Annotated in this window: 24 protein-coding genes; 22 read left to right on the forward strand and 2 right to left on the reverse strand. The window is 51.2% G+C overall.

The window, feature by feature from the left end:
- The 21 genes from SPH27_RS08120 to SPH27_RS08220 all read left to right on the forward strand — a co-directional run bounded on the left by SPH27_RS08120 (position 1) and on the right by SPH27_RS08220 (position 10,519).
- Positions 1-276, forward strand: a complete 276-nt coding sequence (locus SPH27_RS08120) for a hypothetical protein (RefSeq protein ID WP_322435667.1) — start codon at positions 1-3, stop codon at positions 274-276.
- A gap of 83 nt (positions 277-359) precedes the next feature.
- On the forward strand, positions 360-677 hold the full coding sequence (locus SPH27_RS08125) for a hypothetical protein (protein ID WP_322435668.1): 318 nt from the start codon (positions 360-362) through the stop codon (positions 675-677).
- Between the two features lie 91 nt (positions 678-768).
- Entirely contained in the window at positions 769-900 is a 132-nt protein-coding gene (locus SPH27_RS08130) for a hypothetical protein (protein ID WP_267933666.1), read from the forward strand.
- Entirely contained in the window at positions 885-1,031 is a 147-nt protein-coding gene (locus tag SPH27_RS08135; protein ID WP_322435669.1) for a host cell division inhibitory peptide Kil, read from the forward strand. Before SPH27_RS08130 ends, SPH27_RS08135 begins: the two co-directional genes overlap by 16 nt.
- A gap of 75 nt (positions 1,032-1,106) precedes the next feature.
- On the forward strand, positions 1,107-1,277 hold the full coding sequence (locus SPH27_RS08140) for a hypothetical protein (protein WP_013098078.1): 171 nt from the start codon (positions 1,107-1,109) through the stop codon (positions 1,275-1,277).
- A 12-nt stretch (positions 1,278-1,289) separates the two neighbouring features.
- Positions 1,290-2,162 carry an ATP-binding protein gene (locus tag SPH27_RS08145; protein WP_013098079.1) on the forward strand — a complete coding sequence of 291 codons (873 nt, stop codon included), beginning with the start codon at positions 1,290-1,292 and terminating at the stop codon, positions 2,160-2,162.
- Positions 2,163-2,612, forward strand: coding sequence for a single-stranded DNA-binding protein (ssb, locus tag SPH27_RS08150; protein ID WP_322435670.1), 450 nt, complete (start codon positions 2,163-2,165; stop codon positions 2,610-2,612).
- Positions 2,613-2,627: 15 nt separating this feature from the next.
- A complete protein-coding gene (locus SPH27_RS08155) occupies positions 2,628-3,062 on the forward strand; it encodes a hypothetical protein (RefSeq protein ID WP_322435671.1) in 435 nt (144 codons plus the stop codon).
- 70 nt (positions 3,063-3,132) lie between these two features.
- A complete protein-coding gene (locus SPH27_RS08160) occupies positions 3,133-3,471 on the forward strand; it encodes a hypothetical protein (RefSeq protein ID WP_322435672.1) in 339 nt (112 codons plus the stop codon).
- Positions 3,472-3,481: 10 nt separating this feature from the next.
- The gene (locus SPH27_RS08165; RefSeq protein ID WP_083261523.1) at positions 3,482-3,655 is read left to right on the forward strand and encodes a DUF2737 family protein; all 174 of its coding nucleotides are present in this window, start codon (positions 3,482-3,484) and stop codon (positions 3,653-3,655) included.
- Positions 3,652-4,023, forward strand: a complete 372-nt coding sequence (locus SPH27_RS08170) for a hypothetical protein (RefSeq protein ID WP_322435673.1) — start codon at positions 3,652-3,654, stop codon at positions 4,021-4,023. Before SPH27_RS08165 ends, SPH27_RS08170 begins: the two co-directional genes overlap by 4 nt.
- A complete protein-coding gene (locus SPH27_RS08175) occupies positions 4,020-4,619 on the forward strand; it encodes a hypothetical protein (protein WP_322435674.1) in 600 nt (199 codons plus the stop codon). The genes SPH27_RS08170 and SPH27_RS08175 overlap by 4 nt, the downstream gene beginning before the upstream one ends.
- Complete coding sequence (locus SPH27_RS08180) at positions 4,616-5,032, forward strand: ead/Ea22-like family protein (protein ID WP_322435675.1); 417 nt, start codon at positions 4,616-4,618, stop codon at positions 5,030-5,032. Before SPH27_RS08175 ends, SPH27_RS08180 begins: the two co-directional genes overlap by 4 nt.
- Positions 5,029-5,484 (forward strand): hypothetical protein, encoded by a 456-nt coding sequence (locus tag SPH27_RS08185; protein ID WP_322435676.1) that lies wholly within the window; start codon positions 5,029-5,031, stop codon positions 5,482-5,484. The genes SPH27_RS08180 and SPH27_RS08185 overlap by 4 nt, the downstream gene beginning before the upstream one ends.
- On the forward strand, positions 5,481-5,942 hold the full coding sequence (locus SPH27_RS08190) for a Lar family restriction alleviation protein (protein ID WP_322435677.1): 462 nt from the start codon (positions 5,481-5,483) through the stop codon (positions 5,940-5,942). Before SPH27_RS08185 ends, SPH27_RS08190 begins: the two co-directional genes overlap by 4 nt.
- Before the next feature lie 340 nt (positions 5,943-6,282).
- Entirely contained in the window at positions 6,283-6,483 is a 201-nt protein-coding gene (locus SPH27_RS08195) for a hypothetical protein (RefSeq protein WP_275156724.1), read from the forward strand.
- 10 nt (positions 6,484-6,493) lie between these two features.
- Positions 6,494-7,045 carry a hypothetical protein gene (locus SPH27_RS08200; protein ID WP_322435678.1) on the forward strand — a complete coding sequence of 184 codons (552 nt, stop codon included), beginning with the start codon at positions 6,494-6,496 and terminating at the stop codon, positions 7,043-7,045.
- A 36-nt stretch (positions 7,046-7,081) separates the two neighbouring features.
- Positions 7,082-7,717 carry an Eac protein gene (locus SPH27_RS08205; RefSeq protein ID WP_322435679.1) on the forward strand — a complete coding sequence of 212 codons (636 nt, stop codon included), beginning with the start codon at positions 7,082-7,084 and terminating at the stop codon, positions 7,715-7,717.
- A 116-nt stretch (positions 7,718-7,833) separates the two neighbouring features.
- Positions 7,834-8,049, forward strand: a complete 216-nt coding sequence (locus SPH27_RS08210) for an excisionase (protein ID WP_322435680.1) — start codon at positions 7,834-7,836, stop codon at positions 8,047-8,049.
- Positions 8,030-9,097, forward strand: coding sequence for a tyrosine-type recombinase/integrase (locus SPH27_RS08215; RefSeq protein ID WP_322435681.1), 1,068 nt, complete (start codon positions 8,030-8,032; stop codon positions 9,095-9,097). The genes SPH27_RS08210 and SPH27_RS08215 overlap by 20 nt, the downstream gene beginning before the upstream one ends.
- A gap of 138 nt (positions 9,098-9,235) precedes the next feature.
- Positions 9,236-10,519: a putative acyl-CoA thioester hydrolase gene (locus SPH27_RS08220; protein WP_033144970.1), complete on the forward strand. Its 1,284-nt coding sequence runs from the start codon at positions 9,236-9,238 to the stop codon at positions 10,517-10,519.
- A gap of 77 nt (positions 10,520-10,596) precedes the next feature.
- Here the strand turns inward: SPH27_RS08220 and pgl are convergent, their stop codons facing one another.
- The gene (pgl, locus tag SPH27_RS08225; RefSeq protein ID WP_182071398.1) at positions 10,597-11,592 is read right to left on the reverse strand and encodes a 6-phosphogluconolactonase; all 996 of its coding nucleotides are present in this window, start codon (positions 11,590-11,592) and stop codon (positions 10,597-10,599) included.
- 140 nt (positions 11,593-11,732) lie between these two features.
- Here pgl and SPH27_RS08230 point away from each other — a divergent pair, with 140 nt between their 5' ends.
- A complete protein-coding gene (locus SPH27_RS08230; protein ID WP_126795114.1) occupies positions 11,733-12,551 on the forward strand; it encodes a pyridoxal phosphatase in 819 nt (272 codons plus the stop codon).
- Here the strand turns inward: SPH27_RS08230 and modC are convergent, their stop codons facing one another.
- Positions 12,552-13,610, reverse strand: coding sequence for a molybdenum ABC transporter ATP-binding protein ModC (gene modC, locus SPH27_RS08235; protein ID WP_096150612.1), 1,059 nt, complete (start codon positions 13,608-13,610; stop codon positions 12,552-12,554).
- Between the last annotated feature and the right edge of the window lie 2 nt (positions 13,611-13,612).

The raw sequence follows: 13,612 nt of genomic DNA on the forward strand, positions 1-13,612 counted from the left end.
ATGAAACGTTCAGATGCAGATGCAGCTAGCCAAAGGTCATATAGCAGCGCAGAAACTCGTAACGCTGTGTCTCACATACAAGCTGCAGAATCGCTGCATGAAATCTCTGTAAAAACGCCGACTTTGCGTGATTACTTCGCAACTGAAGCTCTCGGGTTGTGCTTCGCTCAATATCTCAATCATGCTGAGGTTGAAGGGTTTAGTGAGAACTGGAGAGATGGTGTAGCAGCTGATGCTTATCTTATGGCTGACGCAATGCTCAAAGCGCGTGGATAGCAGCTGATAGCTAATTCTCTGAGTTAGCTATTGGGTGTAATACCGCACCGTACTATCGGAGACGATTCGATAGTGTCTGATAGATGGAAAAATCCCTTGTTATGTCTTTGCCGCCAGCAGTCAGGGCGGCATTCTTTTTGCCTGGAGAAAATATGAGCTTTGATTTTGGTGATTACGCGCTGATTGAGCAAAAGCGCTTTGGCGTTCCAAACGAAATGTTCGTCTACAAAGTCGTTAGCCAGATTAGCTCAAATACCTGGGTTGAAGTGCCTGTCACTGTTGGTAAGAAAGAGGAAATTCACTACGACTCTGAGCCTGTTTGTCTCTGCATTTGCTGTGGCGTGGATGAAACAGAGGTCAGGAGATTCCGAGTAAAAGACATGCAAAAGATTTCTAAATAGCCGCCTAGCAAGCGGCTTTTTCATACCTGCATATCAGTGCGCTCAACGAACGCAGCGCTATGCAATCACACACAACATAAGGAATCCCACGATGACATTTGCTATCGCGGGCGGTGCCGTCGTGGCCGCCTATTACCCAACCGAATCTGAATTATCCAAACGTGTTCGCCGTCTTATTCGTGCTGCCCGTAAGCACCTGGAGGGTTTATGTCACCAGTTATAAATCACAGCCTGCTCAAAGCGGCGCAGAGCAAAGCAGTCATTGCTCGCTATCTCGGTGATGGTCGCATGTGGCAAGAGGCTCATCAAGCCATGAAAACCGCAATCAATTATCCGTGGTACCGCAAATCATGAGCATTGCAGATACCTGGTCAGAAGATGCCTTTGTGCGTCTCATGAAAGATTTAATTGGCAGCGAAGGAGGTTTCCATGCAGCCAACAACAACAGTGAAAGAGAGTCAGCTACAGCGCCGCATGACAACGACACAAGCTCTGTGGTGGCGTCACAAGGGTGACAGAGAGCGCATGCGTATGTATCTCAACCTGTCGCGCTTAGAAGTGCTTAATCAACGTTATTTCCTGGGCGGATGCCCGTTCTAAAAGGTGAATATCATGAAATTCGAAAAAGCCATGAGAAAGAAAGCCAAGCTACGGCTGGCACTTACCGGGCCAAGTGGATCAGGTAAAACATACAGCGCATTGCTGGTTGCAAAAGGTATTGGCGGCAAGATCGCTTTCATCGATACCGAGAAAGGAAGCGCATCACTTTATTCCGATGTGGCTGAGTTCGATGTGCTGGAACTGGATCCGCCATTCTCTCCTGAGCGCTTCATTGAGGCGATTAAGTCAGCAGAGGATGCTGGATATGATTCTCTGGTTATCGACAGCATCACGCACGAATGGGGCGGCGTCGGTGGCTGCCTTGAGCTGGTAGACACCATTGCCAAAGCAAAATATCGCGGTAACAGCTGGTCAGCGTGGAGCGAGATTAACCCGCGACATCGCCTGTTCCTCGACGCAATTTTGCGTTCGCCTATGCATATCATCGCAACCATGCGCAGCAAGACTGAAACGGCACAGGTTGAAGAGAACGGCCGCAAGAAGGTCGCCAAGCTTGGTATGAAGTCAGAGCAGCGTGATGGCGTTGAATACGAGTTCACTACCGTACTGGATATCGCGCATGAAACACATCATGCGATCGCCAGCAAAGACCGTACAAAACTCTTCTCTAACTCAGACCCTGTAATCCTCAGCGAGGAAACCGGCAAGCAGCTTCTTAACTGGCTGGAGTCAGGCGTAAATCCTCACGAAGAAACGCTTAAATCATTCGTTGATATGGCTGGCAATGCACAAAGCATGGATGAACTTAAGCCATTGTTTGAAGAGGCGTGGAGAACGCTTCGCGGCACCGAATACCAGTCAAAAGCAAAAGAGGTTTACGACGCTCGTAAATCGGATTTCGAACCAGCAGATAAGGCGGCATAAATGGCTAGCAGAGGCGTCAACAAGGTAATCATCGTAGGTCGATTAGGTCAGGACCCGGAAGTGCGCTATGCGCCTTCTGGCGCTGCATTTGCCAACATGACAGTAGCAACATCTGAACAGTGGCGAGACAAGCAGACGGGCGAGCAGAAAGAGCAAACAGAATGGCACCGTGTGGTGCTGAGCGGAAATATAGCGAAAGTTGCTGGTGAATACCTGCGGAAAGGCTCTGAGGTGTATCTGGAAGGGAAGCTGCGCACTCGCAAATGGACAGACCAATCAGGCACTGAAAAGTATACCACCGAGGTTCTGGTTGGCGTTGGCGGCACGCTGCAAATGCTTGGAGGAAAGCGCGAAGCTGATAGCCAGCCAAAGCAACAAAATAGCCAGCCGCAACAACCTAAGCAGGCTAGCGAACCTCCAATGAACTTCGACGATGAAATACCATTTTAGAAGACGGGAGTAATCATGATTACTTGCAGAAAATGCGGAGAGGAGAAGCCGCTCGATGGCTTCTATCCACGAAACAAAGTGTGCAAGGAATGCACCAAAAAGCGAGTTTCTGAATACCAAAAAGGCACAGGCAAGCATATTCACAATAAAGCTTGCCGTAATTACAACAAGACCGAAAAGGGAAGGATCGCTTTACAGCTTGCCAGAGATAATTACAACGAAAGCCAACCCCTAAAACAAAAGGCTAAATGGGCCATCAAACGCGCCATCAAGAAGGGAAAACTGATTAGACCGGGAACGTGTGAGACTTGCGGCAGCAGTTGTACGCCAGATGCTCACCACTGCGACTACAGCAAGCCAACGGATGTTATGTGGCTATGTAAGGCCTGCCATGTTGAATGGCACAAGCACTTCAGACCTTCCTATCCAGAAGACCTAAAAGCAGCATAACCACCACCTGAACACTCTATTTCACCTCACGGAGGCGGCATAACTTCGCCTCCAGTTTAAGGATTAAGCCATGTCACCTGATGAAAATGGTTACTTCCGTGCGCCTAAAAAACTGGAATCGAAGGACGAAGTTATTGCCCGGATATGTGCAGGCCTGGAGATTTATTACCAGCAGAAAGAGAGTGGAACTCTGCCAAAGGATGAGCGCACGCCGGAGCAGATTCAGGATGCTCAGGACGATTACTGGATAGAGAAGCTCACAAGGAAGTACGAGTCAAAGCTCTGGCATGACAACTTCATGGCCTCATTTCATCCAATGTGGGAAACCACAGGACCGAAACAACAAACCTTCTACAGCGACTTCTATCGCGACACTTATGGTCGCCTTGGCGCTGTACGCAGCAGCTGAGGAATTCATCATGATCGGAAATTACTACGACCCTTTCATCACACCAAATGAGCTCATCGCCGGACACCGCTTCAAACCCATCAACGACATCCCACGCGAAGAAATGCTGAAGCGTCAATCATTCCCAAGCGTGAACGAGAATAAATTCCTGACAGCGTGGTTAAACCAGAGGGCGAAGAAATGAGCGTGACGAGATATGGAATCAATGCACAGGGAATATTTACCAATCTGACAGATGGTGGATACGTAAGCTATCAGGATTACGAGAAGCTGGCTGCGGAGAATGCAGGGCTGAAGGCTGCAAAAGAAATTATTCGGCACCTTAATGCTAACCGCGAAGAAGCGAATTTTTGCGGTATTGATGATTGTTACATCGACGATGCAGTGGCAGCGATGATTACCCCAGAAACCGACACTTTCCTGGCTGAAGTGCGGGCCAGTGGTGTTGAGATGTTTGCTGATAGCCTGAAGGTTGCCGGTGGTCATGAGCATCCATATTCAGCGGTAGCCAATGAGTTCGCCGCCGAAATTCGCAAAGGAGTGCAGTCATGAGCGACAAAATTCAAGTGCTGAAAGCGTATTACGTGCAGGGCGACGAATACGGGATTATCCGTTTCGCTACAAGTAATGTCGTGGCTCGCCGTGAAGGTGCAAACGAACTGGAAGAGGAATTCAACTGCGTATCATGCAAGCGTATTCCTGGCGCTGATAAATATGCAGAACTTGGTCGCGTTCCTTCTCGCGTTATGGTTGAAGAGTTTGGTTTTTGGCAAGAGTGCGCCTATTGCAGCTGTCACGTTGATGAAGAAACAGAGGGGCGCGTATGGGATGGCGATTCTGTGTATTGCGATATGGAGTGCGAGGCGCGCTGGATTAATCATCGCCTTGATTGCGAAGCGGAACGCAAACGTACTCATGAGGCAGAGAAGGTAGCCATTGCGGAAGCGGAAGCAAAATTCCCTGGAATTACAGACGTCACGGCCTACATCGGGCACAAGAAAGACATCACGGTTTATTTTAGATTCCCTGGTGGATTAGCAAAGGCCTCATGGACTGTTGGCGAGAATCATGCGGGCACCAGCCGTGATGATGGAGATGCGTTTAAAGCGTACATCAACTCAATTCGCCAGGGGGAGGCCGCCCAATGAGCAACATCGACAAACGCGCATTACGTGAAGCGGCGGAAAAGGCGACTCCTGGCGATTGGAAGTATTCCACTTTTGACTGTGCCATTACTGATGACACCTCATCGTTGGCCATTGTGAGGATGGATAGTGGTCACCTCAACGATGAGCAATCTGCGCTAAATGGAGCTTTCATCGCCGCAGCCAACCCCGCCACCGTGCTGGCGCTGCTGGATGAGCTGAAAGCCAAGGGCAAGAGGATTGCTGAGCTGGAGGCGCGGGAGGTTGTACTTCCACAGCGCTATAGCATGTTGCATCGCGTCGATTTCGATGAGCCGTATCACACGGAAATGGCTTACAAGCAGCATCAGGTGCTTGAGGCACTGCACGATGCTGGTGTCAACGTCGCCGCAGCCGGTAAAGGAGAGGCATCATGAGCACTATTACCAAAGAGCAGATAGATCAATACGCAAATGCAGCAAGGCTCATTCAGGTTAGCGACTTTGATAAGGGTAAATTAATCACTGTCGTACCAGACCACATGCTGGAGCTGGCGCGTATCGCGGTGGGATCGCTCGAAGCGGAGCCTGTAGAGTGGCGAGTGGCTTTTACACTCGATGGTCAGTCAGGTAGTGATTTCGAAAAGACTTTCGAAAACCAGGCGAAGATGAATGAGGTGATTTCGCTTCATGAGCGCGCAGGATTCCGTGCCAGCATCACGCCACTCTACTCCGCCCCTCCAGCGCCGGTATCTGTGCCTGATGCCGCTACAGCAATCCGCGCATGCATGGAAGAATTTCCAGAGTCAGTGCACGACATCGTTGAAGAATGCGCAGCTATCGCAGAAAGCGCCTGCCGCGCCGCCATGCTTAATGGAGATAAATCATGAAGCTATTACCTTGCCCATTTTGCGGCGGTGAACCAGAAGAAGACGGCGGCATGTTCTTTGAATTCTACGGCCATGAGCGCCAAGACTATTCTATAACCTGCAAGAAATGTGGAGCAGAGGTGCGTTGCGATGTTGGCGAGCATGAAGGGGCTGATGCTCCATGCTCATGCCACCACGACACAAGGAAAATATGCGCAGAGAAATGGAATAGCCGCGCCGCCATGCTTCAGGGTGCCGATGTCAACTCTCCGGTGATTCCGGATGACGTACGCCGCATGGACTGGCTGGTATCGAAAACCGTTGATGTTCGTGAGCCTATGGTTTACGGAAGCCATAGCCTTTTCTGGTCGCAGACCATCACGGATGAAGAGGACGATTATCACGCGACAAAATTACGCGAGCAAATTGATGCGGCTATGGAAGCTGAGCAGGCAGCAGAACCGAAGCGGGAGGTGTGATGGATAAGTGCAATGGATTATTCGGTGCTGTATTTGGACATAGCTTTGTTCCAGTGATAACCAAATCATCTCCAACGCGACCAGTCCAGATTGAAGGTGATGCAAATTTCACTTTAAAAGTGGTTGATGCGCACAGGGAGCAAACCTATCACGGCTGCTACTGCAAACGCTGCGGGAAGGTGATTAATGCCTAACCCATTCGACGCATAACAAACCCGCGCCCAGCGGGTTTTTCTTTATCCGGAGTCACCATGCACGCCAATCCAATTATCTGGCTCATAGTCGGAATTATGGCTCTGAGCGCTATCTCTTCACTCATTCACATGTCAGAGGGCTTGTTATGGCTAAATTTGCTGTGGGCGCGTTAGTGCAGCTTAAGTCTGGAGGCATCAGAGGGATGGTTGAGAGCCAGATTGAACCGGATAGTGACCATCCGAAGTGCTGGTGCAAATGGGATGATGGCAACTACTCGGTGCATCACGAACACGAACTACGTGCGGCTACTGTTGATGAGCCTCGCGTGTATAAGAAATTAGCGTAAGGAGATGAATGTGAAACTTATTGAGTTTTTAGTATTAAAGGGACGTGAAGGGTGGTGCTGGCCGAATGGAATAACAAAAGCGGCAGTTATTCTAGGAGGAGGAGCCGTTAGTTTTTTTTACAATGACAATTTGCCGCCTGCTTTGTCTGAGACTCTGATTTCTCCTCGTTACTTTCGTGATCATGAATGCGTCACACGAGAGCAATACGAAGCCGCACTTGCAGCCAGCAAGACAGAATGGGATGGCAATGGCTTGCCTTTGGTGGGTTGTGAGTTTGAATTCAGAGCTAATGTGAATTCCTCATGGAACCGAGGGGTTATGTGCGTAGTTGATTATACGAACCCATTTAATGTTGTGGTAGATGATCAGTGCGGAATTTACCGCGTGCATGAATTGGAATTTCGCCCTATCCGCTCAGAAGCAGATAAGAGGCGCGATGAGGCCATTGATGCTATGGATGCTACTTTTAGAGAGGCCGCAGCTAATGGTGCAAATGGTCAACGCGCTGTGTTTACAGCGATTTACGACGCTATCAAGTCAGGAAAAAACGTAATCGACTAGACCGCCGCAATGGCGGTTTTTTATTGGAGATAGATAATGTCAGACCAAAGCAAATATTACGACTACTACATGGTTGAAGGTGATGATGTTAAGGCGCTTATCAGCTCATACGATGCCATTAACGAACAACGCAACTCAATCCTCCCAGCCGCAGCGGAACGGGTTGGCGCTATAGCATGGACAACAACTAGTAGTTGGGGCGGCGGTGGAGGCTTGCTGCAAAGCTTCGCTTGGGAGAAGGGTTATGAGTTCCCATGCGCGATGACAATCAAGCGTGAGGACTTTTTTGACGGGAAGCGAGTAGTGATCGCTCGCGGTAAAGGAAACACAAAAGAAGGTCGCGCGTATAACAAGGAGCTTGATGCTGTTATCCATGAAGCCAACGCCAAGCTAAAGGCTCTACCTGAGTGGAATGACTACATCACTAATCATTACGGGATTATGCGTACAGGCATTGGCGGTCAATCTGGTAGTGGTTTTGGTTTCGCTATGTTATCCACGTATGGAGGGAAGCACCCGCAGCGCGATGATTGCCTTATCTTTGCAATACCCAATAACAAAGAAGAAAAGCACGGTGAAGTTGTTATCCCTGACAGCTTCAAAAAAATAACTTATGGGCAGTTCTACGATATCGCTAACGCAAAAGATGCCGAAGAAGAAACGGCGGAGTAACCATGGAATCACACAGCCTCACACTCGATGAGGCATGTGCATTTCTCAAGATATCAAATCATCGATAACCAGCCTAGTGCTGGTTTTTTCTTGCGTGTAATTGCGGAGAAAATCCTATGTACTTAACACTTCCAGAATGGAATGCGAGACAGTTACGGCCAAAGAGCCTTGAGACTGTTCGTCGGTGGGTAAGAGAGAGCCGGATATCCCCTCCTCCAATTAAAGATGGAAGGGAGTATCTGTTTCATGAATCCGCAGTAAAAATTAACAATTCCAGCACTACAACTGGAAGCTTAGTGAAGAGGATAAAAAATGGGAAGAAGGCGAAATAGCGACCGCCGAAATTTGCCTCCAAATCTCTACATCAGGAACAACGGGTACTATTGTTACAGGGACCCAAGGACGGGTAAGGAGTTCGGTCTCGGCAGGGACAAAAGACTGGCGGTGAATGAGGCTATACAGGCCAATATTGAGATATTCTCTGGCAGCGAACACAAGACTTTGGTTTCGAGAATCAATAGCGATGATGTCGTAACAATGCATGCGTGGCTCGATAGATATGAAATTATCATTGCTGGTCGTGGCCTTAAGCAGAAGACAATCACAGACTACGGGAGCAAGCTAAGGGCGATACGGGAGAGGATTTCTGACATTCCTATAGCTGATGTCACGACAAAGCAGATCGCATCATTACTCAATGACTACGTGAGCGAAGGTAAAATCGCCACAGCGAAGCTCATCAGGTCAACCCTGAGCGATATTTTCAGGGAGGCTATAGCAGAAGGTCATATTGGCGTTAATCCTGTGACTGCAACCAGAGCGGCGAAGTCAGAAGTAAAGCGAGCCAGACTGACTGTAGAAGAGTATAGAAGTATTTACCAGGCAGCCGGTTCTCTTCCTGAGTGGGTACAACTCGCCATGGATTTAGCTGTTGTTACAGGCCAGAGAGTTGGCGACCTGTGCGAAATGAGATGGTCTGACATCACCGATGGATATCTTTATGTTGAGCAGAGAAAAACAGGGGCCAAGCTTGCCATACCAACAAAACTAAAAGTCGATGTGCTGGATGTATCAATGGAGGATATCTTAGATAGGTGTAAAAAATTGGGTGGAGAAACCATTATCTCATCAACTCGTCGCGAGCCCCTTTCATCAGGCACCATATCAAGGTATTTTATGCGGGCGCGAAAAGCATCAGGCCTATCCTTCTCAGGAGAACCTCCGACATTTCACGAGCTACGTAGTTTGTCGGCAAGGATTTATGAGAAACAAGTCAGTGATAAATTTGCTCAACACCTTCTCGGACATAAGTCGGACAGCATGGCATTGCAGTATCGAGACGACCGCGGAAGAGAGTGGGACAAGATAGAATTCAATTAATGATTTCATTTTGACTTATAGTGACCTGACATCCGCAACAAACTGATATGGCAGGCTTTTTTTGATGCTCAACTTAGTATAAAAAAGCAGGCTATTTCGTCTATCCCGTTTAAGACTTGCATACCCAGGAGCTCTACCTTGAACATTTCCAGGATTTCCCGTCTGGCGTTAGCACTCGCCTTTGGCGTGACCTTATCCGCATGCAGTTCAACACCACCGGATCAGCGTCCTTCTGAGCAGGTTGCGCCCGGTACCGCCTCCCGCCCGATTTTGTCCGCTGATGAAGCGAAGAACTTCGATCGTGCGCACTACTTCTCGGCGATGGATCCTAACGCTGCGCCGTGGACACCGTCGTCTATTAACCTGCCTAAACAGCCTGACTTCGTGGTTGGCCCGGCGGGTGCGCAGGGCGTAACGCATACCTCTATTCAGGCTGCGGTTGATGCTGCCATCACTAAACACAGCGCGTCTCGCCAGTACATCGCGATCCTGCCGGGTGAATATGAAGGCACCGTGTATGTTCCGGCGGCCCCTGGCAGCATTACGCTTTACGGTCTGGGCGAAAAAGCGATCGACGTAAAAATTGGCCTGGCGATTGATTCCGAAATCGACAGCAACACCTGGCGTCACCTGGTGAATCCGGCCGGTAAATATATGCCGGGCAAACCGGCGTGGTATATGTTTGATAACTGCCAGAGCAAGCGTTCCGCCACTATTGGCGTGATGTGCTCGGCGGTATTCTGGTCTCAGAATAACGGTCTGCAGCTGCAGAACCTGACCATTCAGAATACCCTGGGCGACAGCGTTGATGCCGGCAGCCACCAGGCCGTTGCGCTGCGTAGCGATGGCGATAAGGTGCAGATTAATAACGTCAACATTCTGGGCCGTCAGAACACCTTCTTCGTGACCAACAGCGGCGTGCAGAACACCCTGCAGAATAACCGCCTGACCCGTACCCTGGTGACCAACAGCTACGTTGAAGGTGACGTGGATCTGGTGTCCGGTCGCGGCGCGGTGGTGTTTGATAATACCGATTTCCGCGTGGTGAACTCCCGCACTCAGCAGGAAGGTTACGTGTTTGCTCCGGCAACCCAGTCTAACCTCTTCTACGGCTTCCTGGCCGTGAACAGCCGCTTTAACGCTGCCGGTGACGGCGTGGCGCAGCTGGGACGCTCCCTGGACGTGGACTCTGCGACCAACGGCCAGGTCGTGATCCGCGACAGCGTGATCAATGAAGGCTTCAACATGGCGAAGCCGTGGGCTGATGCCGCGATCTCTAAACGTCCATTCTCCGGCAATACCGGTGCGGTGGATGATAAAGGGAACGTGCAGCGCAACCTGAACGACGCTAACTTCAACCGCATGTGGGAATACAACAACCGCGGTCTGGGTAGCAAAGTGGTTGCTGAGCCGAAGCAGTAAGCTGTTTTGCCCGGTGGCGCTGCGTTTACCGGGCATAAAAAAACCTCGCATTCGCGAGGTTTTTTGTTTTTAGCCGCTTAGTGAGCGTTTACCACCACCCACATTGGCCCCTGGCCTACGGCATAACGCCCTTTCTCTTCCAGCAGCCCCTGCTCGCCTTTAATTTCATACAGCGCGATGTGGTGGGATTTCTGCCCCGCCGCAATCAGGTATTTACCGCTGTGATCGATATTAAAGCCGCGCGGCTGGGTTTCCGTTGGCTGGAACCCTTCAATCGCCAGCACGCTGCCGTCTTCAGAGATGCTAAAGACGGTAATCAGGCTGGAGGTACGGTCGCAGGCGTACAGATGGCGGCCATTTGGCGTAATGTGGATATCCGCCGCCCAGCGGGTATCGGAGAAATCAGACGGCATCATGTCCAGCGTCTGCACGCACTCAATCTGACCGTTTGGATCTTTCAGCTTCCATACGTCCACAGAGCTGTTCAGCTCATTGACCACGTAGGCGTACTGCTGGTTCGGATGGAAGACCATATGACGCGGACCGGCGCCTTCAACGGTAGTCACTTCGGCAGGATTCTGCGCCACCAGGTGACCATCGTCGCTTAGGGTGAACAGGCAGATACGATCTTGCTTCAGCGCAGGCACCCACAGCGTGCGGTTATCCGGAGAGATATTCGCCGAGTGGCAGCCTTCAAGCCCTTCCACCACATCCACGGTTTCGACCGGAATACCATCTTCCAGACGCGTTACGCTGACGCAGCCCGCGTTATAAGAGCCGCTGAAGACAAAGTTGCCTTTACGATCGGTCGAGATATGGGTTGGGCTGCCCGGCAATGGGGCTTCGGCAGTGTACGTCAGCGCGCCATCGTCCGGAGAAATGCGATAGGCCAGCACGCGGAACTCCGGACGCACACCCACGTACAAGAAACGTTTATCCGGGCTGATGACCATCGGTTGCACCTGGCCTGGCACATCAACAACCTGAACCAGCGTGAGTGTCCCTTCGGTATTTAAACGCCAGACGTGGATCTGCTGGCTTTCAGGACTGGCGGTATAAACGGTTTGTTTCATGAAAATTCACTCCTCACTGCGCATGAAAGTAGTTAACTTTTGACGGTGAATGCTGAATTGTCGACAGGAGTTTTGAAGCGTTCGCCTCTCGGTGTACCATCCCATCAAAACGTAAATTCAATATTAACCCGGGAAAACAGATGACCTCGCGTGTGATTGCTCTGGATTTAGACGGTACCTTACTGACGCCGCAAAAAACCCTTCTCCCCTCCTCCCTTGAGGCGCTAAAACGCGCGCAGGAAGTGGGATATCAACTCCTTATCGTAACGGGTCGACATCACGTTGCCATTCACCCTTTTTATCAGGCACTGGCGTTAGATACACCTGCAATTTGTTGTAATGGCACTTATTTGTATGATTATCAGGCAAAAAAGGTTTTAGAATCCGACCCGCTGCCGGTTCCCCAGGCGCTGCAGCTGATCGATCTGCTGGATGAGCATGCCGTTCACGGCCTGATGTACGTGGATAACGCGATGGTGTACGAGCGCCCTACAGGCCACGTGGTGCGCACCAGCAACTGGGCGTTGTCCCTGCCTGAAGCGCAGCGTCCGGTCTTTACCCAGGTTTCCTCCCTGCGTCAGGCAGCCCAGGACGTTGAGGCTATCTGGAAATTCGCCCTGACCGATGAAGACACCACCAAACTGAATACCTTCGCAAAACACGTGGAACAAACGCTGGGTCTGGAGTGCGAATGGTCCTGGCATGACCAGGTGGATATTGCCCGCAAAGGCAACAGCAAAGGCAAGCGCCTGACGCAGTATGTGGAATCGCAGGGCGGGTCGATGCGTGACGTGATCGCCTTCGGCGACAACTATAACGACATCAGCATGCTGGAAGCCGCCGGTACCGGCGTGGCGATGGGCAATGCCGACGACGCGGTAAAAGCCCGCGCCAACGTGGTAATTGGTGACAACACCACCGACAGCATCGCACAGTACATTTATACCCACCTGCTGTAATCAGGCGGTGATCGAGACGCTCTTAATTTGCGCGTAAAGCCACAGGCCGGGTTTGATCCCTAACTCATCCCTCGCCCACGGGCTGATGCGCGCCCAGAGCGTCCTGCTGCCGACTTCAAGCTTCACTTCCACCTGCCCGTTATCATCAAAACACTCCGCAACTTTGGCGCGCAGAATATTTCGAATACTGGTTTGCAGCGGCGGCTGCAGCACCAGCGAGACGTCCGACGCCTGGATGCGAATTCGCAGCGCGGACTGTAGCGGTTTGTCGATCTTATTGACCCAAAGATGCTGATCGCCCAGCGCCAGGGCGGTCATCGCGTAGTGCGGATGATGTTCCAGAACGCTCACTTTAAGAATGCTGCTCTGCTGTTCCCGGGGTAACCAGGGGTGCATTACGCTGCTGCCCCACACCTCTTCCAGGTTGCCAAACGCCTTAACGCTGCCCTCTTCCAGCACCAGCACCTTGTCGGCCAGATGGAGGATCTCATCCAGCGAATGGCTGACGTAGAGCATCGGAATATTAATTTCGCGCGTCAGGCGCTGCAGATAAGGCAGAAGTTCGCGTTTACGCGGAATATCGAGCGAGGCCAGCGGCTCGTCGAGCAGCAGCAGCTCGGGGGCGGTCAGCAACGCGCGGCCAATGGCCACACGCTGTTTTTCTCCGCCGGAGAGCGAGGATGGCAGCCTGTCGAGCAGAGGCTCAATGCCTAAAAGCGTCACCAGCTTGTCAAACTGCCCGACCATGCTTTTCGCCATGCCGTAACGCAGGTTGCCGCGCACGCTGTAGTGCGGGAACAGGCGCGCGTCCTGGAAAACATAGCCGATGCGGCGTTTATCCGGCGAGAGGTAAATTTTGTTCTCCACGTCATTCAGGACGCGGTCATTCAGGACAATACGGCCTGACTGCGGGCGGGTCAGGCCGCTGATGGCATTAATCAGCGACGTTTTTCCCGCTCCCGACACGCCAAAGATAGCGGTGATTCCGCTTGCCGGCAGCGTCTCGTTAAGCGTCAGGGTATGGTTTCCCAGCGTCTGGGTGAAATGGAGTTCCAGCATGC

It is taken from the genome of Enterobacter sp. A103 (genome assembly GCF_034427535.1).
Taxonomy (GTDB): Bacteria; Pseudomonadota; Gammaproteobacteria; order Enterobacterales; family Enterobacteriaceae; genus Enterobacter; species Enterobacter asburiae_B.

Excerpts from the sequence above, each read along its gene's own strand:
- SPH27_RS08120 (WP_322435667.1), top strand. The coding sequence starts at position 1 with ATGAAACGTTCAGATGCAGATGCAGCTAGCCAAAGGTCATATAGCAGC.
- SPH27_RS08125 (WP_322435668.1), top strand. The coding sequence starts at position 360 with ATGGAAAAATCCCTTGTTATGTCTTTGCCGCCAGCAGTCAGGGCGGCA.
- SPH27_RS08130 (WP_267933666.1), top strand. The coding sequence starts at position 769 with ATGACATTTGCTATCGCGGGCGGTGCCGTCGTGGCCGCCTATTACCCA.
- SPH27_RS08135 (WP_322435669.1), top strand. The coding sequence starts at position 885 with ATGTCACCAGTTATAAATCACAGCCTGCTCAAAGCGGCGCAGAGCAAA.
- SPH27_RS08140 (WP_013098078.1), top strand. The coding sequence starts at position 1,107 with ATGCAGCCAACAACAACAGTGAAAGAGAGTCAGCTACAGCGCCGCATG.
- SPH27_RS08145 (WP_013098079.1), top strand. The coding sequence starts at position 1,290 with ATGAAATTCGAAAAAGCCATGAGAAAGAAAGCCAAGCTACGGCTGGCA.
- ssb (WP_322435670.1), top strand. The coding sequence starts at position 2,163 with ATGGCTAGCAGAGGCGTCAACAAGGTAATCATCGTAGGTCGATTAGGT.
- SPH27_RS08155 (WP_322435671.1), top strand. The coding sequence starts at position 2,628 with ATGATTACTTGCAGAAAATGCGGAGAGGAGAAGCCGCTCGATGGCTTC.
- SPH27_RS08160 (WP_322435672.1), top strand. The coding sequence starts at position 3,133 with ATGTCACCTGATGAAAATGGTTACTTCCGTGCGCCTAAAAAACTGGAA.
- SPH27_RS08165 (WP_083261523.1), top strand. The coding sequence starts at position 3,482 with ATGATCGGAAATTACTACGACCCTTTCATCACACCAAATGAGCTCATC.
- SPH27_RS08170 (WP_322435673.1), top strand. The coding sequence starts at position 3,652 with ATGAGCGTGACGAGATATGGAATCAATGCACAGGGAATATTTACCAAT.
- SPH27_RS08175 (WP_322435674.1), top strand. The coding sequence starts at position 4,020 with ATGAGCGACAAAATTCAAGTGCTGAAAGCGTATTACGTGCAGGGCGAC.
- SPH27_RS08180 (WP_322435675.1), top strand. The coding sequence starts at position 4,616 with ATGAGCAACATCGACAAACGCGCATTACGTGAAGCGGCGGAAAAGGCG.
- SPH27_RS08185 (WP_322435676.1), top strand. The coding sequence starts at position 5,029 with ATGAGCACTATTACCAAAGAGCAGATAGATCAATACGCAAATGCAGCA.
- SPH27_RS08190 (WP_322435677.1), top strand. The coding sequence starts at position 5,481 with ATGAAGCTATTACCTTGCCCATTTTGCGGCGGTGAACCAGAAGAAGAC.
- SPH27_RS08195 (WP_275156724.1), top strand. The coding sequence starts at position 6,283 with ATGGCTAAATTTGCTGTGGGCGCGTTAGTGCAGCTTAAGTCTGGAGGC.
- SPH27_RS08205 (WP_322435679.1), top strand. The coding sequence starts at position 7,082 with ATGTCAGACCAAAGCAAATATTACGACTACTACATGGTTGAAGGTGAT.
- SPH27_RS08210 (WP_322435680.1), top strand. The coding sequence starts at position 7,834 with ATGTACTTAACACTTCCAGAATGGAATGCGAGACAGTTACGGCCAAAG.
- SPH27_RS08215 (WP_322435681.1), top strand. The coding sequence starts at position 8,030 with ATGGGAAGAAGGCGAAATAGCGACCGCCGAAATTTGCCTCCAAATCTC.
- pgl (WP_182071398.1), bottom strand. The coding sequence starts at position 11,592 with ATGAAACAAACCGTTTATACCGCCAGTCCTGAAAGCCAGCAGATCCAC.
- SPH27_RS08230 (WP_126795114.1), top strand. The coding sequence starts at position 11,733 with ATGACCTCGCGTGTGATTGCTCTGGATTTAGACGGTACCTTACTGACG.
- modC (WP_096150612.1), bottom strand. The coding sequence starts at position 13,610 with ATGCTGGAACTCCATTTCACCCAGACGCTGGGAAACCATACCCTGACG.